General features: G+C 38.2%; 23 protein-coding genes, 1 pseudogene and 1 riboswitch. Of the genes and pseudogenes, 12 read left to right on the top strand and 12 right to left on the bottom strand.

Translation table 11 applies throughout. The features are described from left to right. The first annotated feature begins 9 nt into the window (after positions 1-9). The 3 genes from FS608_RS30485 (at position 10) to FS608_RS21450 (ending at position 937) form a co-directional block, all read left to right on the top strand. The gene (locus FS608_RS30485) at positions 10-162 is read left to right on the top strand and encodes a hypothetical protein (RefSeq protein ID WP_186328844.1); all 153 of its coding nucleotides are present in this window, start codon (positions 10-12) and stop codon (positions 160-162) included. A 103-nt stretch (positions 163-265) separates the two neighbouring features. Continuing rightward, complete coding sequence (locus FS608_RS30480) at positions 266-433, top strand: hypothetical protein (RefSeq protein WP_186328843.1); 168 nt, start codon at positions 266-268, stop codon at positions 431-433. Between the two features lie 105 nt (positions 434-538). Continuing rightward, on the top strand, positions 539-937 hold the full coding sequence (locus tag FS608_RS21450; protein ID WP_144554621.1) for a cytosolic protein: 399 nt from the start codon (positions 539-541) through the stop codon (positions 935-937). 221 nt (positions 938-1,158) lie between these two features. On the opposite strand, the gene FS608_RS21445 is transcribed toward FS608_RS21450, so the two are convergent. Continuing rightward, the gene (locus FS608_RS21445; protein WP_186328842.1) at positions 1,159-2,133 is read right to left on the bottom strand and encodes a nuclease-related domain-containing protein; all 975 of its coding nucleotides are present in this window, start codon (positions 2,131-2,133) and stop codon (positions 1,159-1,161) included. Positions 2,134-2,320: 187 nt separating this feature from the next. On the opposite strand from FS608_RS21445, the gene FS608_RS31415 reads away from it, so the two are divergent. Then, a complete protein-coding gene (locus FS608_RS31415; RefSeq protein ID WP_260871767.1) occupies positions 2,321-2,539 on the top strand; it encodes a pirin-like C-terminal cupin domain-containing protein in 219 nt (72 codons plus the stop codon). A gap of 50 nt (positions 2,540-2,589) precedes the next feature. On the opposite strand, the gene FS608_RS21435 is transcribed toward FS608_RS31415, so the two are convergent. The 11 genes from FS608_RS21435 to FS608_RS21385 all read right to left on the bottom strand — a co-directional run bounded on the left by FS608_RS21435 (position 2,590) and on the right by FS608_RS21385 (position 16,352). Next, the gene (locus FS608_RS21435; RefSeq protein ID WP_144554619.1) at positions 2,590-4,101 is read right to left on the bottom strand and encodes an MDR family MFS transporter; all 1,512 of its coding nucleotides are present in this window, start codon (positions 4,099-4,101) and stop codon (positions 2,590-2,592) included. Positions 4,102-4,281: 180 nt separating this feature from the next. Then, positions 4,282-4,665 (bottom strand): VOC family protein, encoded by a 384-nt coding sequence (locus FS608_RS21430; protein ID WP_144554618.1) that lies wholly within the window; start codon positions 4,663-4,665, stop codon positions 4,282-4,284. A 26-nt stretch (positions 4,666-4,691) separates the two neighbouring features. Further along, positions 4,692-5,255: an NAD(P)/FAD-dependent oxidoreductase gene (locus FS608_RS21425; protein ID WP_144554617.1), complete on the bottom strand. Its 564-nt coding sequence runs from the start codon at positions 5,253-5,255 to the stop codon at positions 4,692-4,694. A gap of 122 nt (positions 5,256-5,377) precedes the next feature. Continuing rightward, the gene (locus tag FS608_RS21420) at positions 5,378-5,587 is read right to left on the bottom strand and encodes a hypothetical protein (RefSeq protein WP_144554616.1); all 210 of its coding nucleotides are present in this window, start codon (positions 5,585-5,587) and stop codon (positions 5,378-5,380) included. A gap of 119 nt (positions 5,588-5,706) precedes the next feature. Beyond that, positions 5,707-6,918 carry an MFS transporter gene (locus tag FS608_RS21415; protein ID WP_144554615.1) on the bottom strand — a complete coding sequence of 404 codons (1,212 nt, stop codon included), beginning with the start codon at positions 6,916-6,918 and terminating at the stop codon, positions 5,707-5,709. A 14-nt stretch (positions 6,919-6,932) separates the two neighbouring features. Next, positions 6,933-7,346 (bottom strand): MarR family winged helix-turn-helix transcriptional regulator, encoded by a 414-nt coding sequence (locus tag FS608_RS21410; protein WP_144554614.1) that lies wholly within the window; start codon positions 7,344-7,346, stop codon positions 6,933-6,935. 142 nt (positions 7,347-7,488) lie between these two features. Continuing rightward, the gene (gene metH, locus FS608_RS21405) at positions 7,489-10,938 is read right to left on the bottom strand and encodes a methionine synthase (protein ID WP_144554613.1); all 3,450 of its coding nucleotides are present in this window, start codon (positions 10,936-10,938) and stop codon (positions 7,489-7,491) included. Further along, entirely contained in the window at positions 10,916-12,781 is a 1,866-nt protein-coding gene (locus FS608_RS21400; RefSeq protein WP_144554612.1) for a bifunctional homocysteine S-methyltransferase/methylenetetrahydrofolate reductase, read from the bottom strand. Before FS608_RS21400 ends, metH begins: the two co-directional genes overlap by 23 nt. After that, the gene (gene metC, locus FS608_RS21395) at positions 12,778-13,971 is read right to left on the bottom strand and encodes a cystathionine beta-lyase (RefSeq protein ID WP_144554611.1); all 1,194 of its coding nucleotides are present in this window, start codon (positions 13,969-13,971) and stop codon (positions 12,778-12,780) included. Before metC ends, FS608_RS21400 begins: the two co-directional genes overlap by 4 nt. Continuing rightward, positions 13,971-15,083, bottom strand: coding sequence for a methionine biosynthesis PLP-dependent protein (locus FS608_RS21390; RefSeq protein WP_144554610.1), 1,113 nt, complete (start codon positions 15,081-15,083; stop codon positions 13,971-13,973). Before FS608_RS21390 ends, metC begins: the two co-directional genes overlap by 1 nt. 95 nt (positions 15,084-15,178) lie before the next feature. Continuing rightward, a riboswitch (SAM riboswitch) is annotated at positions 15,179-15,294 on the bottom strand. Between the two features lie 698 nt (positions 15,295-15,992). Continuing rightward, positions 15,993-16,352, bottom strand: a complete 360-nt coding sequence (locus FS608_RS21385) for a helix-turn-helix domain-containing protein (RefSeq protein ID WP_144554609.1) — start codon at positions 16,350-16,352, stop codon at positions 15,993-15,995. Positions 16,353-17,245: 893 nt separating this feature from the next. On the opposite strand from FS608_RS21385, the gene FS608_RS21380 reads away from it, so the two are divergent. The 8 genes and pseudogenes from FS608_RS21380 (at position 17,246) to FS608_RS21345 (ending at position 23,919) form a co-directional block, all read left to right on the top strand. Next, positions 17,246-17,983, top strand: coding sequence for a YveK family protein (locus FS608_RS21380; RefSeq protein WP_186328841.1), 738 nt, complete (start codon positions 17,246-17,248; stop codon positions 17,981-17,983). After that, complete coding sequence (locus tag FS608_RS21375; protein WP_144554607.1) at positions 17,976-18,668, top strand: CpsD/CapB family tyrosine-protein kinase; 693 nt, start codon at positions 17,976-17,978, stop codon at positions 18,666-18,668. The genes FS608_RS21380 and FS608_RS21375 overlap by 8 nt, the downstream gene beginning before the upstream one ends. A gap of 353 nt (positions 18,669-19,021) precedes the next feature. Beyond that, positions 19,022-19,180: pseudogene (locus FS608_RS31410) on the top strand (UTP--glucose-1-phosphate uridylyltransferase); the annotation flags it as partial. Positions 19,181-19,195: 15 nt separating this feature from the next. Continuing rightward, positions 19,196-19,876, top strand: a complete 681-nt coding sequence (locus tag FS608_RS21365; protein ID WP_395947803.1) for a sugar transferase — start codon at positions 19,196-19,198, stop codon at positions 19,874-19,876. Between the two features lie 16 nt (positions 19,877-19,892). Further along, positions 19,893-20,855, top strand: coding sequence for a GDP-L-fucose synthase (gene fcl / locus FS608_RS21360; RefSeq protein WP_144554606.1), 963 nt, complete (start codon positions 19,893-19,895; stop codon positions 20,853-20,855). Beyond that, a complete protein-coding gene (gene gmd / locus FS608_RS21355; RefSeq protein ID WP_144554605.1) occupies positions 20,852-21,943 on the top strand; it encodes a GDP-mannose 4,6-dehydratase in 1,092 nt (363 codons plus the stop codon). Before fcl ends, gmd begins: the two co-directional genes overlap by 4 nt. Before the next feature lie 73 nt (positions 21,944-22,016). Further along, entirely contained in the window at positions 22,017-22,820 is an 804-nt protein-coding gene (locus FS608_RS21350) for a WecB/TagA/CpsF family glycosyltransferase (protein WP_144554604.1), read from the top strand. Between the two features lies 1 nt (position 22,821). Then, a complete protein-coding gene (locus FS608_RS21345) occupies positions 22,822-23,919 on the top strand; it encodes a glycosyltransferase family 4 protein (protein WP_144554603.1) in 1,098 nt (365 codons plus the stop codon). The last annotated feature ends 28 nt before the right edge of the window (positions 23,920-23,947 follow it).

Genomic DNA, 23,947 nt, shown 5'->3' with positions numbered 1-23,947 from the left:
GCAATTTTAATGAAAAAGTTTGTTGTCCTATTGTTTTCGATCTCCTTGGTTGCACTTTTCACTACTGCAAAGGATGTGAAAGTGTCAACAACAAATAGTGATGTGGCCATTTCAACAGAAGATAATGTGTTGAATCATCCAATTCAACCGCCGATTGGCTGATTGTAAATCCCTGATACATTCAGGGATTTTTTTTATGCTTTGAATGTTTTCAATAATTACGGAGACAATACTAGGAAAATATGATTATGAAGAGGTGCGAAGTATGAAAAAAGGGGAAAAAAAGCAATCTCTGACGGAATATGAAAGTAATTCCTCCCAAGACCTTTATGGACTTGAGCCAATTATGAGTCTACAGTCAGTGAATTTTGCTCCAAGTGAAAATCCACTCCTAAATGAGCATACTGAATTAGAAGATAAGCATTGTGATTAATGTTGTTTTATAAATTTTAAGATAGAAAGAATGAAACCAACTAGGAGTAGGGCAAGATAAAAGCATGTGTAGTTTTTATTTCTGTGAAGTTTTAAGGAGGAAATCATGAAATCATTTGTTGTCGGATTCCATCAAGAAGATAATGTAGATAGTATGCAAATTCAAAAACTAAGCCAGGCCGATTTTACAAAAGCAACAGAAGGTGGGACTAGGCATTTATTCGAGCTCGACACAAATATTGGTCTATTTGTGTTTTTTGATGCAGAAGATGTGGACGGGGACCTCTCATATATGGTATTGCATTATGAAGAAGACGTTGAAGACCCAGTCGGTTGCTATTCCTTCCAATTGAAGGACTTTTACGAATTCATGGCGTTGTTCTTAAATGACATGGAATTTAACGAGGAACCTGATGATGAAGATCAAGAAGAATATGGCCCAATTCATCATTTAGCCCATTTATTGTTCCATGTTGTTGAAGAAGGGAAGGATATTGAGGTATAAATAGTGGAGTTATTGATTGAGGACACCGAAATTAGGTGTCCTTTGTTGGTTTTTACTCTGAAATGGGATCTCTAAGAGTTGCATAGTTTAGCTTATGGGCGAATTCCGGTGTTTAATGAGCGAATTTCACCAATCATCGAGCGAATTTCCATGTTCAATGGGCGAATCTGGATACTTTATGAGCGAATCGTTATTTACCATGTTAGAAAATAATTAAAAACTCACCAAGGGAACTTCTTAGGGGCGTAGTATCGTGCTCTGTACTTTCCAAGACATTGAAGATTACAAGATAGAAGTATTCTTTTTGCTACATCACGTGATTTTATATGAGCAAATTCCCGAAACTGCTTATTGGTTATCGTCGGTCCAAATAGCAGAAAATAATCCTTCAGTGCGTTAATATGTGCGTCTTTTGAAAAAGCATCGCAGGACGGGCAATACCAATTCTGTTTTTTACGAATAAGGGAATGATTAGAGTTGGTAGGACAGTGGACACCCGTTAACAAGTCTGATGTGTGAATGTCGTATTTTTTCAATACATAGCTTGTTGGAACGGTATTCATTTTCACTAGGAGGCGGCAAAGCTTCTTGAGCTCTTTCGCAGTCATCAGCGGTTTCAAATGTTGTTTTTCTAAAAGGGTAATTTTGTTTAAGAAGACATCGGACTTACAAATTCGAGGTTTAACTTTGTGGGCATTTTTTCCTGTGACTGCATAGGAAGTATAACTATTACTGATCACCACTAAATATTCAACCGGAACGGGAGGAAAATGATGTGCAGAAAGAAGTTTCTGTAAGTACTTCTGGTGTCTTTCTGCCTGCGCAATCGGATAGGGGTATCCTTTTTCATTCCCATTGTTGATCTGAATAAACTGTTCATTATCCGTATCAAAAATTAACTTTCCAGCCATATTTTTGACATCAATCGCAAGGGCGAATTCAGGTGTTAAAAGAAGGGTATCAATTTGGCAGTTGTAGTCGCCATCAGGAAGGTTTAAATCGTGGAGGATCATATATTTTTGATGTGGAAGTTCGCGGTAATAGTAATCGAGCGATTTCTCACCTATGTAACCGGCCTGCCTTCTTCCATGCTCATCTAGTATCTGTTGGTACTTTTGGTGACTGCAGGGAAGACGCCGCAGTAAAGCCTCTAAAATAAGCAAAATTAATGGTTTTGTCCTTTCTTTTATTACCAAAATTATCACTCCTCTCATTTTAAATATAAAATTCTGAAATGCAGATTGAAATTCCTGCCGAATTTTATCGATTCTTGTAAAATATTTTTCGAATATAATTCAATCAGCGAATGACCGGAATTTAATGAGCGAATTTTCAATGTAAATGGGCAAATTTCCGCAATTAACGAGCGAATTTCGATATTAAATGGGCGAATCTTCACATTCAACGAGCGAATCACCAAATCTGTCGGTATCTGAAGTTTTTAATTTGATAAAGCTTCCCAATCACGATACCATTATCTTGATTTTACTAGGGAGGTTGCAGAAATTGAGCGACTTTGCTAGAGGGCCATTCGTCATGAACACTGAGGATGAAATTCGTCAGGCCTACCGTGATTACATGGCCGGTAAGTTTGCAGAATAACAAAAATAAGCACTTGGGGCACGAACCGAACAACCCCAAGTGCTTATTTATTATCTATTGCCAGATTTCTTACTAACAACTACCCGGGCATTGCCCATGAAAAAGATGGTAACCGCAGCAATCCCAATCGGAATCAGGGTTAGTAAAAAGGTATGTGTAATCGAAGCGGACATGGCATGAATAATTTTATCCAAGATAAAGTCAGGAATTTTCGAGCGTTCACTCGCTTGGAAGATTTGGCGAGGGTCGCCCATTTTAAAATCTCCCGCCCCTTGTATACCATTGAATGCTTCTTTTAATTTATCAGCAAACAAGTTGTTTTGCAGGGTGCCATAAACCGTTACGCCAAGTGTCATTCCAAAAGACCGCAAAAATGAGTTCGTAGAGTTGGCCGTGCCGCGATTTTGCGGTTCCAAATTGTGCATAGATGCCGTCGGCAACAAAGAGAATGAAAAACCAACCCCAAAGCCAACCAAAATCATATAGATGGTCAGCAGAGAGCGGGCTGTATCAACCGTCAACGTGCCAAGGAAATACATGCCAAGAGCATAGGAAATAATCGAAACAATCATCAAATTACGGTAGGATGTTTTCGTTAAGAAAATCCCCCCGGCAGAACTCCCCGCAACAGAGCCGAGCATCATTGGCGTCAAAATCAATCCTGCATTTTTAGCTGACCCGCCGTAGACCGCTTGTACAAAGATTGGGATAAATACCGTTAAGATAATAAACGTTCCTCCATATAAAAACGATAAGATTTGTGAGGTGGCAAATAAGCGTCTTTTGAACAGCCAAAGCGGTAGAATCGGTTCAGAAGCCTTTATTTCTGCAATGAAGAAAGCTACAAAAAAGACAAAGAAGCTTGCAAACAACCCGATGATCGGAGTAGAATCCCAAGCATATTCTTTTCCGCCTAGTTCAAGCGCGAACATCAAGCTAACCACCGATATAACCAGGGTAATCGCGCCAAGCCAATCAACCTTTTGCTTCGAATGCTGCAATGATTCATGGTAGTACCGAACAATTAAAAAGATCGAAACAATGCCAATAGGTACATTCACGTAAAATACCCAATGCCAACTAATATAATCGGTAATATACGCACCAAGTAACGGTCCTAATACACTGGATGCTCCAAAAACAGCCCCAAGCAAACCAGTCATTTTCCCGCGGTTTTCGGGTGGGAAGATATCAAAAACAATGGTAAAGGCAATTGGCATTAGAGCCCCGCCGCCGATTCCCTGAATCGCTCGATAAATACTAAGCTGAATGATATTCTGGGCCACACCACACAAAGCCGATCCAATCAGAAAGACAATGAGTCCAAAAATAAAAAAGCGTTTCCGTCCGTACATATCGGAAAGTTTACCGAAAATAGGCATCCCTGCCATTACGGCTACCATATAGGCAGAGGTGACCCAAATAAATTTATCAAAACCACCGAGATCTGCTACAATGGTCGCCATCGCCGTTGCCACGATGGTATTATCCATTGCTGCCATTAAAATCGCCAGCAGTAAACCCGCGACAACAGGCTTAAGATTTGTGTCTTGTTTGATCATACAATTTCCCCTTAATATTAAAAATAAAGTAAAAAATCGCTCCGATTCCTTAAATTGATAATCAAGCTAAACCAATTTTAAAAGGAAGGGTGTAGACTGTCAATTTTTATGTAAAATGCATCTTGATTTCGCAATGAAAGAAAAGGGACTCAGTCTGCTGAGTCCCTTTCATTTATTAACTTACCGTAGGAAAAACTCGACTTTTTCACCATCGGGGCCTTCCACAAAGAAATTACGATACCCATTTGGAAGAGTCACAATTTCATCACTAATAAAGACTATGTTTAAATCTTTTAAACGGTTGAATTCCTCTTCAATATCGTCCACCAAGAAGGCGATGTGATTGACTTTTCCTTCAGCTGGAAGATCAGAATTTCCGCCATACACTAATTCCAGTTCTGTTTCATCAGATCCATTGAATCCAAGGAAGGCTAACGTTCTTGCACCGTTTGCAATCGTAAATTGGTCTTTTAATTCCAACCCAACTACTTTTTGATAAAAAAGTAGTGAGGCATCAAGGTCGCTTACCATTACACCGACATGGTCCATTTTCCTAACAGCCATTTGGCCTTCCCCCTTTATGTACGTTGTTATGCTTTTAAAACATCATGGTCAACATAGCGTTCACCATTAATTTCACTGATAACATTAATCGCTACTTTGGCGCCATCGCCAGCAGTAATGATAGTGTGCATGCTTACACCCGCAACAGTTCCGGCTGCCCAAATACCTTCAATATTTGTTTTACCTGAAGCATCAACATCAAAAATTGCTTTGATTCTTGGCTCAGTTCCTGGCTTTGTTGTTAATCCAGCTGTTTCAGCAAGATCAACAGACATACCTGTAGCAAGGATCACATGTTTTGCTTCATATTCACCCTGATCTGTTTCTACTTTAAATCCAGCCTCTGTTTTACTGATATTTGAAACAGTAGCTTGGACAATTTCTGCACCAAATTTGCTTGCTTGTTTTTTACCAATTTCAACAAGATCTGGTCCAGTAATTTCTGCCACTCCATAATGGTTTTCGATCCATGCTCTCTTCGTCACACTCTTATCATTATCAATAACCACAGTTTTCTTTCCAGCTTTCGCAGTGAAAAGAGCCGCACTTGCGCCAGTAGGTCCAGCACCAACAATTAATACATCAAACATATTATTTACCTCCCATATATTGAAAAATTGATTTCAAAATAAGATTAGCGTAAATAGAAACATATGTAAAATCAACTGCCTATATTAGTGAAAAATATTTGAATATTTATAATAAATAAATTTTATTTCGCTATCTGCCAAAAAAAAGAACCATCATTTCCTGTTTGGGATTGATGGTTCTTGTGTTTAAATTGATATAAATGGTCTTTTTTAGATTTTGTTATCCTTGTTCTCATATCAGTAAAAACAAATGGGCTTCGCTTTTCTGCTGGATTCTTTCGGCCTTCACGGGTCAGTTTTTCACGTAACTTTTTGGCTTTAGATTTCGCCACAATAATCACTCCTCTAATCATAGTTAGAGTTCCAGTATATAACAAAAATTCAGATAGTACACTACGCCTTTCAAAAATGGGTTTGAAATGAATCCATTTTTGAAAGGTGGTAGCAATCATTATGAGTTAAGGTTATTTAACTCTGTCTGTTTATGTTCTTTAAACGATACTTGTTTCCGGGTATGAAGGAAATAATAAAGAACAACCCCCATTAGAACATAGAAGGAACTAAAGAAGTAAAGAGAGCTATAATCCATTTTTGCGGCTGCTAACCCGACCACAAACGAGCCAAAGGCGATCCCGATATCATAGATTGATAGGAAAGTAGCGGTAGCTAATCCTCTTTTACGAGGGGCTGCGTCTTGAATTGCAATTGTTTGGAAGGTTGGAAACAACGTTCCCCAGCCTAAACCAATCATTCCTGCTGAAAGGAGAAAGCTTACCGCGGTGCCGCTTTGACTTAAGACAAACATTCCAATCGCAAACAATACGATGGATGGGAAAACAATCACGTTGGGTCCATACAGGTCTAACCATTTCCCAGTAAAAGGTCTGGAAATTAATAAAACAATCGCATAAACCACAAAGAAAAGGGAGGAAACCTCTGTAAGGTGTATTTCCGTTGCAAAAACAGATACGAAAGAAAGAAGTGCTGAATAAACGATGGCAAGAAAACCGCCAACAATTGCTATCGGAACGGCTGAAGGCTCAATTAAGTTTTTGAATGAAAAGGCAGATTGTATAACAGGATGGTCTGTTGGTTCTGTTTCTTTAACTTTTACACTTAACCCCGTAATCAATGCTCCGACCGCCACAATGACACTAATGATGAACAGCGTTTCCGGACCCCATTGCTGAATGGCAGTTAAGCCGATAAATGGTCCTAATACCATTGCCATATTCGTCGACATGATAAAATAACCCATTCCCTCACCACGGCGCGAAATCGGAATAAGGTCTGCCACGATTGCCCCTACAGCAGTTGTAGCCATTCCAAAACCAACTCCATGTAACAAACGAATGGCCAAGAATCCCATGATTGTTTTTGGAAAAAAATATAATAGCGAGGCGCCAGAGAAAACAATCAGCGCAGTAAGCAGCACTTTTTTATGTCCTGATTTTTCAAGCCATTGTCCAGCAAGCGGACGAGATATAATCGCTGATACCAAAAACACGGTTGTCATTAATCCCGCTTGTGAGGCATTACTGTCAAACTCCTGTATTGCATAAATAGGAAGTGTCACGAGTAAAACATAAAAGGTTAAAAATAGAAAAAAGTTACTTAACGAAATACTAATGAAATTTTTCGTCCATAATTTAGGTTTATTCATATGATCGCTCCTTTTTATAAAAGCTTTTGTAACCAGCTTTTTTGAATGTGAAAAAGCTCTTCCTGTAATGATTCTGGAAGATGCTTCAATAATGACTGATTGTTTTCAATGACGGTTTTTTCCCACTCAGGGTACATTGTCAAAGCCAGATCTGTTAATTGAATCAGTTTCTCACGCTTGTCCTTACCTGGGACCTGACGTACGTAACCTTGTTTAACAAGCCGTTGAATGGTGCGTGTCATCGGTGGGGCTTCAACGAATAAGTATTCACAAAGCTCTTTTTGAGTTAATGAGCCTTTGGTTTGTAAAACAAAAACGACGGACCATTGTGACCCGTATAAACCTAAAGGTTTGAGTGCTTCATTAAGTGTATTAGTCAGATGACGTGAAAGCTGATGGAGGGTATGGAATAATTCATGGCTATTCATTTATGTAGCACACCTCAAACTTCTTTTTGTTAATTAGTTACCTAGGTAACTATAGTGTAATTGTTTTAAAATGTCAAGGCTGGTGCACACACAAAAAAATTCCGCGGAGGTAATAATCCCCCGCGGAATCCCAAGAAAATTCCTATCTCAACACATTAAAATACCTAGCTTCCGGATGTGCAAATACGATTGCTGAAACAGAAGCTTCAGGCTCCATCATACAGCCATCTGTTAACTGAATGCCGATCTCCTCTGGTTGAATCAACTTAAATAGCTTCTTTTGATCTTCCAATTCTGGACAAGCAGGGTAGCCAAATGAAAAACGCTGACCTTGATATTTAGCCGTAAAACGGTCCTGCATGGTGAAATCAAGCGGATCTGGGAAGCCCCAGCGGTCGCGCATTTGACGGTGAATTAACTCGGCAAAGCCTTCTGCCGTCTCTAATGCCAGCGCTTGGAGAGCATGGGACTCTAAAAAGCGGCCATCCTGCTTAAATTGCTCCGCTTTTTCACGAATTCCTCTGCCGGCTGTAACCGTAAAGAAGCCGACATAATCTTTCTCACCACTGTCTACTGACTTAAGGAAATCAGCTAAACAAAGATGTGGTGCCGATTCCTGACGAGGGAAATCAAATGTTTCAATGACCTCGTCTGGATTTTTCGGATTGAAGATCAAGACTTTATTACCATCCGCTTGTGCTGGGAAAAATTGATAAGCTGCTGCTGGAGAAATCCAGCCGTTCACACGAGCATCAGTCAATAATTGGTCCACGACTTCTTTCACCTTAACCGCTTTTTCATCCTTTTCGGCTAATAACCTGGCGATTTTCCCTTTCACACCAAGATGGTGACCAATTAACATTTGCATATTGATATATGGTTCAATATGAGAAAGCGAGTATGATTTAAGGACATGCCTCTTTGTATCCATTGGCGTAAAGACAGGGACCTGAGTCGACACCGCTGGCTTCGGTTTTACAGCAACGGAAACAGATGAGGGGCGCTCAAACTCCCTAGGAACAGCTAAAGAGGCTAATTTTTCATTTTTTTCAAGCATTAATTTTTGAACTTCCTCTTCCGAATTCAATTGATTCGCAATCGAAAGACCGGTCATCGCATCTTTGGCATAAAGGACAAGTCCATCATACTCCTTGGCAATCTTCGTATCAGTGAATTTCCGAGAAAGTGCCGCCCCGCCAACGAGGATAGGTACAGCAATACCTGATTCCTTCATATCCTGAGCTGTTAATACCATTTGCTGTGCGGATTTTACCAGTAGGCCTGATAAACCAACCATGTCTGGTTTTTCACGGTGAATCGCCTGTACTAAATCGGTTGGATTGACCTTTATCCCCAGGTCGATTACTTCATAACCATTATTGCTGAGGATGATATCGACGAGGTTTTTCCCAATATCATGAACATCGCCTTTCACCGTGGCTAAAATGATTTTCCCTTTTGTAGCAGAAACATCGCCTTTTTCCATGTGTGGCTCTAAATGCGAGACAGCAGCTTTCATGACCTCAGCACTTTGAAGAACCTCGGCAACGATGAGTTGGTTGTCGTTAAAGAGACGGCCGACTTCCTTCATCCCTTCCATCAATGGCCCATTAATAATATCCAGTGGGGCAGGGTAAGTTTCAAGGGCTAGGTCTAAATCTGGCAGTAATCCTTCCTTTGTTCCCTCCACCACATAATAGGCGAGCCGCTCGTCTAGAGTCATATTTGGAACAGTGGATTTCGATTCTTTCTTTTTGCCGCGATAAAATTCAGTAAAGGTTGCTAACGTCTCATCAGTTGTATCAAATAAAAGAGCTTCAGCTAATTGGACTTCTTCTTTAGAAATGGAAGCAAACCGCTCTAGTTTTTCGGTATTAACAATCGCATAATCTAGTCCTGCTTGGGTACAGTGGTATAGGAATACAGAATTAAGAACTTCTCTTCCGACAGGTGGAAGCCCGAAGGAGACATTACTAATTCCGAGGATGGTTTGTACCTCTGGTAAATTTTCCTTAATTAACCTAATTCCCTCAACCGTAGCCTTGGCGGAACCGATATATTGTTCATCTCCAGTCCCAACAGGAAACACGAGCGGATCAAAAATGAGATCCTGTGGTTTTAGACGATATTTATTGACAAGCAGATCATAGGACCGTTTCGCAATGGCTAGTTTTTGCTCGGCAGTTACCCCCATGCCTTCTTCATCAATGGTTCCGACAACCACAGCTGCACCGTAGCGATGGATTAATGGGACCACTGCTTCAAAGCGTTCCTCGCCATCTTCTAGGTTAATCGAATTGATGATTGCTTTTCCTTGTGAATATTTAAGGGCTCTCTCAATAACCTTTTCGTCTGTGGAATCGATAACAAGGGGAGCCTTTACTTTCTTAACCACTTCTTTAATGAAGTTTTCCATATCAACCATTTCTTCACGATCGGGGTCAGCTAAGCAAAGGTCAATAACGTGCGCACCGCCTTTGACCTGGGCTCTAGCAATCTCTGATGCTTCTTCAAATTTCCCCTCGGTGATTAACCGTTTGAATTTACGGGAGCCAATAACATTTGTCCGTTCGCCGACCATAATAGGTCGTAACGTCGGGTCGTCATAGATGAATGGTTCAATCCCGGAAACCATATGAACAGTGTTTGGCTTAAATTCTCTAGGTTGGTATTCCTGCATCGCATCAGCAATAGCCCTAATATGGGCAGGAGTCGTCCCACAACAGCCTCCAACAATATTCAGCCAGCCATGAGCAGCAAAATCAGCCAGCTTTTTTGCTAACGTCTCAGGTGTTTCATGATAATGTCCTTCTTCATCAGGCAAACCAGCATTTGGGTAACAGCTGACAGCTGTCGACGCCAGATTTGCTAACGAGCGGACATGATCCTGCATAAATTCTGGCCCAGTTGCACAGTTAAGTCCCACAGCAACGGGATTCATATGTTCAACAGAAATAAAAAACGATTCAATTGACTGCCCTGCGAGCGTTGTACCCATTGGCTCGATTGTCCCTGAAATAAACAGCGGCAGAGTTTTCCCGGTTTTTTCAAATGCCCTTTCAATACCAACAAATCCCGCTTTTACATTCAGCATATCTTGACTTGTTTCTAGGAGGAGTAAATCGACACCACCATCAATTAAGCCAATTGCTTGTTCCTCGTAGGATGCTGCAAGGGCATCAAAGGTAGTTCCGCCTGTGACACTTAATGTTTTTGTCGTCGGACCCATTGACCCAGCCACATATCGAGGCCACTCATCTGTTGAAACTTTGTATGCTTCCTTCACGGCGAGAAAGGCAGCGATTTTATTGATCTCATAAGCTTTAAAACCAAGTTCATATTCATCGAGAACAAGACTTGTCGCCCCGAACGTATTTGTTTCAATGATGTCTGCACCGGCTTCTAAGTATTCACGATGAATATTGGCAATGACAGAGGGGGCGGTTAACACTAGGTTTTCGTTACAGCCTTCATACTGCTCGCCACCAAAATCTTCTGCTGTTAGATTTGCTTCTTGGATCATCGTTCCCATCGCCCCGTCCATGACGAGGATTCGTTTTTTGAGTTGTTCAGTAAATGGTGTTTTCGGCATAGTTGCTCCTCCTCAATTCACTTGAACGCTGACGAGTATATAACGCCAATTCAGCAGTTAATTCATAGCGTAAAAATGGTGTAATCAAATAAATTCCGTTAAATAAATCGAGTGCAGTATCGATCAATGATTTAGTAATTTCAATTCCTTCACGTGCCGCCTGCTCAGGGTTATCGTTGAACATTGCCATTCGGTTCCGGATTGAATCAGCAATTTTGATTCCCGGCACTTCGTTATGAAGGAACTCGGCATTTTTACTGCTTGTTAGTGGCATAAGGCCAATATAAATAGGTGCATCAAGATGTTTAGTATTTTCATAGACTTCGATTAATTTTTCCTCTGAAAAAACAGGCTGGGAGATAAAGTAATCTGCTCCGTACTGTATCTTCTTCTCTAACCTCTTTACAGCTTTTTCAACAGAGCGAACATTTGGGTTAAAGGCTGCGGCAATACTAAAAGATGTTTTTTGTCCTAAATCTTTTCCAGAAAAAGATAAGCCTTCATTTAATTGCTTAATCATCTGGATTAACTCAAAGGAAGAAACATCATATACAGAGGAAGCACCAGGGAAATCCCCAACTCTTGCAGGGTCACCTGTTATCGCTAAAACATCATTCATCCCAAGTGTATGAAGTCCCATTAAATGGGATTGCAAGCCAATAATATTGCGATCACGGCAAGCTATATGAATCAGCGGACGCATTCCTAATTTTTCTTTCACCAAATATCCTAAAGATTCGTTTGAGATACGAACTGTTGCAAGAGAATTATCCGCTAAGGTAATTGAATCAATTCCTGCTTCTTTTAGGGCTTTGGCGCCTTCGAAGAACTTTGTTGTATCTAGTTTTCTAGGCGGATCTAATTCTACAATCACCGATGGCCTTTCTTTCACGATTTCATGAAGGGGAGTGAACTCCCTTTGTGGAGAAAGTTGATCAACGATAATTCTCTTTGGTTTTAATTTTACTATTTTTTCAGTAATCGGAACACTATTCTTTAATTCAGCAGCGAAGGCTTTAATATGTTCTGGCGTTGTACCGCAGCAGCCCCCAAGTAATCGGACACCTTGGCTGCGGAAAGCCCGTGCTGAATTTCGAAAATAATCGGCATCGCCCTCGTAATGAAATTTACCATCCGTATAGGCAGGGAGACTAGCGTTTGGAAAGGCTGATAGGAGAGCATTTTCAGGTAGTTCGACCTGTTCCAAGGCTAATAACATATGATGGGGACCGAGACGGCAATTAAGTCCAACGACATCAGCACCAAGAGCTTCTAGTCGTTTTAGAGCGTCATTAACAGGTGTACGGTCCTGTAAAAATCCAGGCTCCTGATGGGAAACCTGAGCAATGATTGGCAGTTTAGTTTCCTTTCTAGCAATCGATAGAACGGTCTCAAGCTCTTCAAGATTATAAAAGGTTTCGAGCAAGAGGCCATCTACTCCTTCTAGAAGGAGACAATACAATTGTTCACGGAAACTGCGTTTTAATTCTTCAATCGAGACTGAATCTGGTTTAATTCCGCGATTGCCGCCAATTGTTCCAAGGACATACGTATTGGTTCGAGAAGCAGCGTGTTTAGCCAATTTGACGGCCGCACTGTTAATTTCCTTGACGGAATCCTCTAAACCATACCTTTGCAGCTTAAGGTAGTTTGCTGCATAGGTATTAGTTTGAATCACATCAGCTCCGGCATCAATATAGGCTTTATGGATGGATCGGATGTGGTCTGGCTGGGAAAGATTCAATTCCTCCAGACAGCTATCCTTACCGTAGGAATACAATAGGGTTCCCATGGCACCATCAGCGATTAAGATTTGATTTTTTAATTTGTCTAAAAAGCTCATGATGATTCTCCTTGTTGTAGTACCAAATGATCCTTACGAACATGTTCTAGAGCCTGCGAAAAATCCTTAATCAAATCATCAGGATTTTCTAGCCCAACCGATAAGCGAACAAGACTATTAGTAATCCCGCGCTTTTCTCGTTCTTCTTGAGGCATCGCAGCATGGGACATTTTTGCCGGGTAAGAAAGAATAGATTCTACTGCTCCAAGGCTGACAGCAAATACAGGTATTTCCACGTTCGCTAGAAAGGTTCTAAGAGCATCTTCATTTGCCAATTCAAAGGATAGCACTGCTCCAGGTCCAGCAGCTTGATTCTTCTGAATGTGATATTGCGGGTGACTTTCAAGCCCCGGATAATGGACTTTATCAACAAGCGGGTGGGCATCTAAAAACTCTGCTAGTTTGATAGCCGAATTTTGAGATTGTTCCAAGCGCACGTGCAAAGTCTTGATTCCTCTTAAAACAAGCCATGCATCTTGAACGCCTAAGATGGCACCAAATCCATTCTGCAAAAAGCCTAATCTTTTTGCCAGGTCCTCGTCATTGACGACGGCAAGTCCAGCAACGACATCACTATGACCAGATAAAAATTTCGTCGCACTATGCAGGACAACATCTGCTCCTAGCTCTAATGGTTTTTGATGAGAAGGGGTAAGGAACGTGTTATCAACGAATGTTAATGCGCCCGTCTCCTTTGCAATGTTGCATATTGCTCGTATGTCAGTCACTTTCATTAATGGATTCGATGGTGTTTCCACATAAAACGCCTTTGTATTCGGCTGAATAGCTTCTTTTACTTCCTCTAAATTAGTCATATCAACAAATGTATGGTCAATTCCGAGACGGCTAAGGACCTGTGTGACCATCCGAAACGTACCACCATACACATCCTCAGTAATAACAATATGATCACCTGCAGAAAGCAAGAGGAACGCTGTCGAAATGGCCGCCATACCAGATGCAAAGGCAAATCCTTTGATTCCGCCTTCGAGTTCTGCAATCACGTCTTCAAGTGCTTCTCTTGTCGGATTTAAACTGCGGCCATAATCATACTTGCCAAACTGATCGAAATCCGATTGGTGGAAGGTCGATGCATGCTGGATTGGTACACTAACTGCTCCAGTTACCGGATCAATTTTATGCTTATTATGAAGGAGTCTGGTTTCAAAAGTATATTGATCGTGTGACATTAGGCAATCACTCCTTCTTGAACATGTACAAACGCTTTTTCCAAATCTTCTATTATATCTTGTGAATCCTCAAGTCCTACGGAAAACCGTAATAACCGATTACAAACGCCTGCTTGAATTCGAACTTCTTCTGGAATATCCGCATGTGTTTGTGTTGCCGGATAAGTAATAAAGCTTTCTGTACCACCTAAACTTTCTGCAAAACTAATTAGCTGTAAACCTTGTAAAAATGGATTAACCCATGTTTCGTCTTTGATCCTAAAGGAAACCATTCCGCCTCTACCGGGGTAAAGGACATCAGTTACTGCATCATGCTCAGAAAGAAATTCAACGATGTTTTTTGCATTTTTTTCATGTCGTTCCATCCGGAGGGACAATGTTTTCATTCCGCGCATTAATAACCACGAATCAAATGGACTTAACACCGCTCCAGCACCGTTATGGTGGAAGGCCAAGGCTTCACAAAGTTCCTTTCCAGTTGCAACAACAAGACCGGCAAGGACGTCATTATGTCCTCCTAAGTATTTCGTTGCACTGTGGATAACAATATCCGCGCCAAGAGTAATCGGCTGCTGCAGGAGTGGAGTATAGAAAGTGTTATCGACGATTAATAATAATCCGTGCTGCTTTGCAATTTTTGAAACGGCTGCAATGTCAGATTCCTGCATAAGCGGATTGGTTGGTGTTTCTAAGAAAATAGCTTTTGTTTGCGGGGTGATTTTCTTTTCAATCTCTTCCGGACAACAGGTATTCACATATTGAGTGGTTAAGCCCCATTTTTTATAGCCCTTTTCTAATAGACGGTAGGTACCTCCATATAAATCTTCACTAACGATCCATTCGTCGCCAGATTCAAATAGTGCAAGGATAAGTTGAATTGCAGCCATACCAGAACTGCATGCAAATCCCTGATCAGCATTCTCTAAATCAGCAATTGTTTTCTCAAGGAGCTGGCGTGTTGGATTTCCTGTTCGTGTATAGTCAAAGCCAGTTGATTGGCCAATTCCCTCATGACGGAAGGCTGTTGAAAAGTATACTGGTGGATTAACCGTTCCTGTTGTTGTTTCACTTCGGTTTCCTATTTGGGCAAGTTTCGTATCAATTTTGTACATGAGTACCACTCCTTGTGTAGTATAAAAAATATTAAAATAAAAAAAGCCATCTTTGTAAGAAGATGGCTTTTGTAAGTGCGACCAAAAAGTCATTCTTCTTATCTTGCAAATTAGCAGCTAATTTGCAGGACTTAGCACCTTTTCAATGAAAAAGCCATTGATGGTTGCTGAGGTGTCGCAGGGCCCTTCCCTCAACCTCTCTTGATAAGAAAACAATTATTTAGATTATTTATAAAATTTACTACAAATTTCGTGGTATGTCAATTTGTTTTTTATTTAGTCTCTGCACTAAACTCTGTGGTCAACACTTAATTCCAGAAATAAGTTAGCTATACGTTTAAAAGGTTACAATCTTCAAAGAATACTGTTTAACAACTTCAAATTCTAGCAAATATAGTGAAATGGAAGACACTTTAGTACCTCCTGTTATGTTAATTTGACACAAACATTATTGACAGAATTCCGCGAGGGTTTTCTTATTTTTTTGAATTTTCCACAAAATATAGTGATGAATCAAAATATCAAAAAAAGGAATTTGAAGAAAATGGTAAAATGGAGTGTTTAAAATTCTATTATTTGTCCCAGATTACTAAATTATATTCAGATTAAATTCAATTCTATTTAAATATTATCTTATTTAAGTAAGTTCTACCAAGTATGTAAATAGGAGTTGTAGAAGCAGGAGCTCTAGCTTCGGTGGGATACTGCACTGACTGTATTGAAATTCTAACCCATAACCCTGATTGGGGCGGAGACAGTGTCAAGTGAGCAGTTAACTGGGGTGGTCGACTCCTAAAGAGTAACAGGGGTTTAAGGTTTCCTCAGAATTCAGAATGAGTGGTTATCATTCGTAGAGTGTAAAGACACAAATGAATATTAGAATCTTGTTTCATAATAGTTGATGTCATGCTATTCACCAAACTCCTTTTTATGATTTTTCCAATTTATAAAAAGTATATAATCTCGATAATTCTTGAAATCCTCTTTACTCATTCCTTCATTAATAGCCTTTTGAATTAATGTCCTCCATTCTTCATCCAGTAGTTGTTCAATAAAAGGGTCCGATTCTTTATCATCAGTACCTAATAAAAATGGAACCGTGGTATCCAATGATATAGCAATTTTTGATAAAAACTGGAGTGAAGGGTTATTTTGAAGATTTCGTTCAATATAACTTAAGTATGATTTTGATACTCCTGCAAGTTCTGCTAATTCTGTTATGGAATACCCCTTTCGTACTCTTAATTTTTTAATAAGATCTCCAACCATTTTTATCTCCTTTAGATATATAATTTACTAACTATTGTTTATAAAGAGAATCCGTTATAACGAACGAGACGTGCAAAAAAAAATTAAATGTATGTAAAAATTTTTCTAAAAGTAAAATGACACTATAAAGCTTTTGTATGTAATTAACAACAACAGGCTCAATGCAAGCACAGCTTAAATTATTTGTTTCAAAAGATAATTTGACACCGGTTTCACTTTTTTATTATAAAGAACGAATCGAGATATTACAAGTATTATTAAGAATAAATTGAGGGAAAAGAGAACAAGAAGAAGTTATTTTTCGTTTTGTTATATAAACGAATCAAGTGAAAATTGTAAGATTCGCAATTTTGATATTGTTCAAATAAGAAAGTGTATGATATATTTTAAAAAAAGGTTCTTTTTAAAGAACATGGTGGATATTATTTTTATAAAAAAGGTGGTATTAACAAGATGGATCATCAGCATATAAGAGATCGAATAAAGGATTTACGAATTCAACACGGAAGGACTTTAAAGGAATTAGGGGAAGCAATTAATCCAAAATTGAAAATTTTAACTTTTTGAAAAGAATGAAAAGTGAAAGTATTTAAAAGAACGGAGAATGGGTTGAAGCACTTGGTAATTTATAAAGTTATTCACAGTCATTATAATTTTAAGACATTCGTAATATTAAATTAAAAAAGAACATTTTTATGGTAAATTGTTCTGTATAAAGAATTTAAAATAACTTTATTTTACCAATTTTAATTTCTTTTATTTTTATTTTAAAAAGGTTATTGTATACCAACCTTGTTTATCATTAAGGGCAAATATGTATAAAAAGATTTATTGTTAGATTTGTCGGAATTTCAATGATAATTATTCGAAAATATAACTCTATGGAGGAAGCTATGGAAGAATTGGATTTTTTTACTGTGAAAGATTTATTTACCGCTATTAAGAGACGTTTATGGATGATTGTGTTAATCACATTACTCGCAACAATTGCAAGCTGTATTTATAGTTTTTATTTTATAACCCCAATATATCAATCTTCCACACAGATTCTTGTAAATCAATCGAGGGAAAATGGACAAAAGATTGATTATGACCAAATTCAATCTAACCTGCAATTGATAGAGACCTATAGTGATATTATCAAGAGTCCAATGATACTTGATATAGTTAGTAGAAAATTGGAATTAAATCGCCCTGGAAAGAAGTTAGTTGATCAGATAAATATAAGCAGTGGAGATAAATCACAAGTAATTACTGTAACAGTGCAAGATACAGATCCAGAAGTTGCAGCAAAAATTGCAAACACGATTGCTGAAACATTTAATGAACAAATTCCGACATTAATGAATGTTGATAAACTAAATATTTTATCATTGGCAGAATTAAGTCCAACACCATCCAATCCAAGTTCGAAATTAATTATAGCTGTTGGGTTTTTATTTGGGCTAATAGCAAGTATAGGACTTTGCTTTTTACTAGAGAAGATAGATGATTCGATTAAAACAGAACGTGATGTGGAACAGTTTTTTGGTCTTCCAGTATTGGGGGGGGTGTTCGAGATGAAAGCTAAACACATGAAAAAGAAAGAACATGCTAATCTAGCAGTGAGAGGTGAGGCGATTGATGCTTAAACGAAGTAAAAAAGTAAATATAAAAAAAGAAAAAAGCTTGATCTCTTACATCAACCCGAAATCAATGATTTCAGAACAATATCGTACGATTCGAACGAATATTCAATTTTCATCCCTTGAAAAGGCCTATCGAACACTAATTATTACGTCCCCAGGATTTGGAGAAGGAAAAACGACGACAACGGCAAACTTAGGAGTTGTAATGGCTCAACAAGGAAAAAAGATTCTCATTGTCGATGCGGACCTCCGCAAACCAATGATGCATTTTATTTTTAAAACTGAAAATACGACGGGGTTAACCAATGTTCTTATTCAACAAACTTCATTACAAGAAGCAATACGAAAAACAAAGATTGAAAAATTAGATATTTTGCCTAGTGGACCTATTCCTCCAAATCCAGCGGAACTTCTAAGTTCAGTTTCAATGAAGGAACTTATGGAGCAGGCCTTAGAGGAGTATGATGTGATTTTATTTGATTCCCCGCCTGTCAATGCAGTTGCTGATACGCAAATACTATCTAATTCGGGTGATGGTGTTGTATTAGTTGTTAATAGTGGCAAAACGAAAAGGGACTCGGGCATAAAAGCGCTAGAATCACTAAATTCTGCAAAAGCAAAGCTTTTAGGTGTCGTATTAAATAATAAAAAGCGAAAAGGTAACCAGCATTATTATTACGGAGGGTAATAGCTACTATCTTTCGATGAAATTAAATTAATACTTTCTCACTGTTCTTTATGAGAAAAGCCTAACCAAATGACAAAGGTGTAATGAAAGAAAATCTACTAAATCTTATTGTTGTATTTAATTTGAATTTTTTTAAACTAGTTGTTCTTTATATAGAATAATTAGTTCGTTTTTTGAAGAAGTGGTGATGTCTCCTTACCACTATCAATGGAGGCACTCGGTTATGCTGTGGGTTGAAAGATACCTTAGACGCTAGTCGTCGAGAGTGTAATGAGAGGAGGGGTTTGATGCCCTAATCCTATAAATTATAAATTCTTACGTATAAAGTCTCAGAAGTGACTTAATTCCATGAAGTCTATGCCTGTGATTTTGAAGGAACTAGATATGACGTTGGTGAGAAGCTTGGCTTTATCCTTACAACCATTGATTTTGCATTAAAAAATGAAGAGTTAAGAGAAGATGTTTTTCAAGCATTAGAAAAATATCTTGAAGTTGAAAAAGTATCTAACTAGTAGGGGGAAAGACTGTTGGCTCTTCCTAAAGTGAAAGAAAAAGAGAACATGATTAGTGATTTTAATCAAATAAATTTAATTAATCAAAAATTAGGGTACCTACTTACGAAACGTGTCGTAGATTTTGTTGGAGGGTTCGCTGGACTCATCTTATTATCACCTTTATTTTTGATTATTGCAATCCTTATCAAATTGCAAGACCCAAGAGCTGCGATTTTTTTTAGGCAAGAGCGAATTGGCAAAGATGGAAGAAAGTTTAATATGTACAAATTTCGTTCAATGATTACGAATGCAGAGGAATTACTGGAGGATTTACTGGAAAAAAATGAAATAAGCGGTGCGATGTTTAAAATGAAAGATGATCCACGCATTACGAAAGTAGGCAAATTTTTAAGAAAATCAAGTTTTGATGAATTTCCTCAGCTTTGGAATGTAATAAAAGGTGAAATGAGCCTAGTTGGACCTAGGCCTCCATTACCCAGAGAAGTTGATGAATATGATGATCATGATAAGCAGCGGTTAACTGTCATACCTGGTTGTACAGGTTTATGGCAGATTAGCGGTAGAAATAGTCTTAGTTTTAAAGAAATGGTTGATCTGGATCTTAAATATATCTTCGAAAGAAACATTTGGTTAGATGTCAAGATCATATTGAAAACCTTTCTCGTATTATTTGGGTCAAAGAATGCTTTTTAACTAAGGGAGTGTTTGGATGGAAAAACATTCAAAAATATATATTGCTGGGCATCGAGGATTAGTTGGCTCTGCCATTTTAAGGGAATTGGAAATCGAGGGGTATACAAAACTAGTTTATAAAACTAGCAATGAATTAGATCTGCGAAATTTTGAGAATGTTTTAGACTTTTTCGAAGAAGAAGAAATTGAGTATGTGTTTTTAGCTGCTGCAAAAGTTGGGGGAATTGTAGCAAACAACGAATACCCAGCAGATTTCATTCGCGATAATCTCTTAATACAAACCAATGTGATCGATGCAGCATATAAAACCGGCGTAAAGAAACTACTTTTCTTAGGAAGTACTTGCATTTATCCTAAATTTGCTCCTCAGCCACTAAAAGAAGAATATTTATTAAGTGGTGAACTAGAACCCACAAATGAACCGTATGCAATTGCCAAAATTGCCGGAATCAAAATGTGTCAATCCTACAATAGACAATATGGAACTAAATACATTTCCATTATGCCAACGAACTTATATGGTCCAAATGATAATTTTGATTTACATACATCACATGTTTTGCCAGCGTTAATTCGCAAATTCCATGAAGCAAAAATCAACAACATACCTGTTGTCCAGGTATGGGGAACAGGAACACCAAAAAGAGAATTCCTGTATTCGGATGATTTAGCAGATGCGTGCGTGTTCTTAATGAATAAGTATGAAGGAAATGAAATAGTAAATGTTGGATTTGGAGAAGATATTTCAATTAAGGATCTTTCTGAAACTATTAAAAAAGTTATTGGCTTCGAGGGTGAAATCCTATTTGATACAACAAAACCTGATGGAACACCTCGGAAATTAGTAGATGTATCTAAAATTAATTCATTAGGATGGAAAGCGAGTACGCCTTTAGAAATAGGAATACAAAAAGCATATGGATGGTTTTTGGAAAATGAATTTTCAAAAGTAAATAAATATATTGGAGGAATTGTATGAAAAAAGCATTAATTACCGGTGTAACAGGACAAGATGGTTCATACTTGGCGGAATTTTTATTGGAGAAAGGATATGAGGTTCACGGTATAATTCGCCGCAGCTCTTCTTATAATCAAGAACGATTAGAAGGAATCCTTACTGTTGAAGAAGCAAATGCAATAATAAATAACCAAAATTTCCACCTTCACTACGGAGATGTTACAGATGCTTTAAACGTTACTCGAATAATTGGTGACATCCAACCAGATGAAATTTACAATCTAGCAGCCCAATCCCATGTTCGAGTTTCTTTTGATATGCCAGGATATACATTAGATGTGGATGCAAAAGGCACATTAAATATTTTGGAAGCCGTTCGTATTTTAGGATTAACAGAAAAAACACGTGTTTATCAAGCTTCCACTTCTGAACTTTATGGAAAAGTTCAGGAAGTTCCACAAAAAGAGACAACTCCATTTTATCCGCGATCCCCATATGGAGTATCAAAGATATATGGATACTGGATCACAAAAAATTATCGTGAATCTTATAATATGTTTGCAGTAAATGGGATCTTGTTCAATCATGAATCAGAACGTCGTGGTGAAACGTTCGTAACCCGAAAAATCACACTTGCAGCAGCGAGAATTGCTCAGGGAAAACAAAAGAAATTATTATTAGGAAATTTAGACTCTTTACGTGATTGGGGTTATGCGAAAGATTATGTTGAATGTATGTGGCTAATCCTTCAGCACCAAAAACCGGAGGACTTTGTAATCGCAACTGGTGAAATGCATACTGTACGTGAATTCGTAGAGTTAGCATTCAAACATGTTGGTGTTGATATTGAGTGGACAGGACAAGGAATAGTAGAGAAAGGTGTTAACAAAGCAACCGGTGAAGTAATTGTTGAAGTGGATCCTAAATTCTTCCGACCTGCAGAAGTAGATCAATTATTGGGAGACCCAACAAAAGCAAGAACATTATTAGGTTGGAATCCGACAAGAACTTCCTTCCAAGAGTTAGTTCGTATCATGGTCGAGGCGGATATGAAGAAAGTTGAGAAGGAAGACATAGCTAAAAAGATGTTTGATTATGTTCATGCGTAATCATCACTTTTTTTAGAGTGGTTTAACAGAATATTCAACTATTATTTCATAATTCAATTGGGGGATGCCACATATGTCAAATGTGTTGAGAAAGACTGTAGATGAACCTGTTGAGAGTTATTTTCGAAAAGTTGATAAATCGAAAATCCCTACATGTAATATCTTGGGAGTAAAGATTGCCGAGATTAATATGGAGTGGTTAGTTGATTATTTAAATGAAAATTTAAAAGATTTAACTGGTGACTACATCTGTGTTTCCAATGTGCATACCACAGTAACTAGCTATGAAGAACCGGATTATTGTGCTATTCAGAATGGTGGTATTATGGCCATTCCGGATGGTGGTCCTCTTTCTACTATTGGAAGAAAACGTGGCCATAAAAACATGGCAAGAACAACTGGTCCAAGTCTTATGGAAGAAATTTTTAAGATTTCAGCTGAGAAAGGATATCGTCATTATTTCTATGGCTCTACTGAAGCAACCTTAGAAAAACTCATGAGGAATCTCAAAGAAAACTATCCTGGTTTAGAGATTGCTGGGATGTATAGTCCTCCTTTTCGTCCCATGTCAGAAGAGGAGGATGATGCTTGTGTTAAGGTCATCAATGACACAAAGCCTGACTTTGTTTGGGTGGGCCTTGGTGCGCCAAAGCAAGAACGGTGGATGGCAGCTCATCAGGGCATGGTAAACGGCTTGATGATTGGTATTGGTGCTGGATTTGAGTACTATGCAGGAAATATTTCTAGGGCACCTGAATGGATGCAGAAGAGTAATTTGGAATGGTTGTACCGGTTGATGCAAGATCCGAAAAGATTGTTTAAGAGATATCTCTACACTAATACAAAGTTTGTATGGTTAATAGCAAGAGGTAAGTGATATGAAAAAAAATGTTATTGTCTTTTATGCTCCAGTGGGTACAAATTTACCACGATATCAATTGGGAGGAGGTGAAATTGGGTGCCGTAGAACGAGAGATATTTTAAATGGAAATGGGTTTGACGTTATTACAATTGATAAACCTATAATGGGAAAGAATGGAGTCATGACTTATTTAAAAATGGCTCTGAAAGGATATATTAGACTTTTGAAAGCATTAGCATCTAATAATGGTGCTATCTTATATACAGTTGGTTTCTACGAAAAAAATGTTTACTTGGAATGGTTAATTATAATGTCTGGAAAGTTACTTTCTAGAAAGACTATTTATGAAGCAAGGAACGGTAGATTGGTTAAGGCTTATTTTGAATATGGAAAACTTTATAGGTTGATTATGGGTTCTATCCTAAAGCAAGTGGATACAGTGTTTTGTCAAGGGCTCGAATACGTAGAGTTTATAGAGCGACAATATAAAAGGAAATCTGTATATTCTCCTAACTATGTATTAAACAAGAGTTTGAAGGAGTATAATGCAGAGCGTCCTCTAGATGTTGTTAGATTGATCTACTTTGGTCGAGTTACTAAGACAAAAAATGTTGGATTAATTGTCGATCTGTGTAATGAACTTCTAAAAAGAGGCTACAAAGTTGAAACGATTATTATTGGATCTTATACAGAAGAATATAAAAAAGACTTGGATCAGCGTATAGCTAACATGAATATTCCTGAGGGCACAATCAGATTTTTAGGACAGCAGCCCTTTGAAATTATAAGCGAAGAATTACAAAGAGCACACTTTTTTATTTTTCCTTCGCAGGAGAAAAAGGAGGGCCATTCCAATTCACTCACAGAAGCTATGACATTCGGTGTGGTCCCAGTTGTCAGTTCAGCAGGATTTAATAGTAGTATCGTTGCTAAACAGGAACTAGTGGTTAATGATATGGATCCGATGGGATACGCTAATGTCGTTGATAAGATTATCCGGGACATGTCGTGGGGGATCTATTCAAAATTTGTTTACGATCGGATAAAAGAAAACTATACAGAGGATAGGGTTAAAACCTCTATATTAAAAGCAATTTCTAGATTAATGGAATAATAAGATACATTCTCTGATATTTGTAATT

This window comes from Bacillus sp. X1(2014), assembly GCF_007678255.1.
The sequence above is the reverse complement of the archived record's forward strand: the minus strand, read 5'-3'. Positions and strand labels throughout refer to the sequence as shown.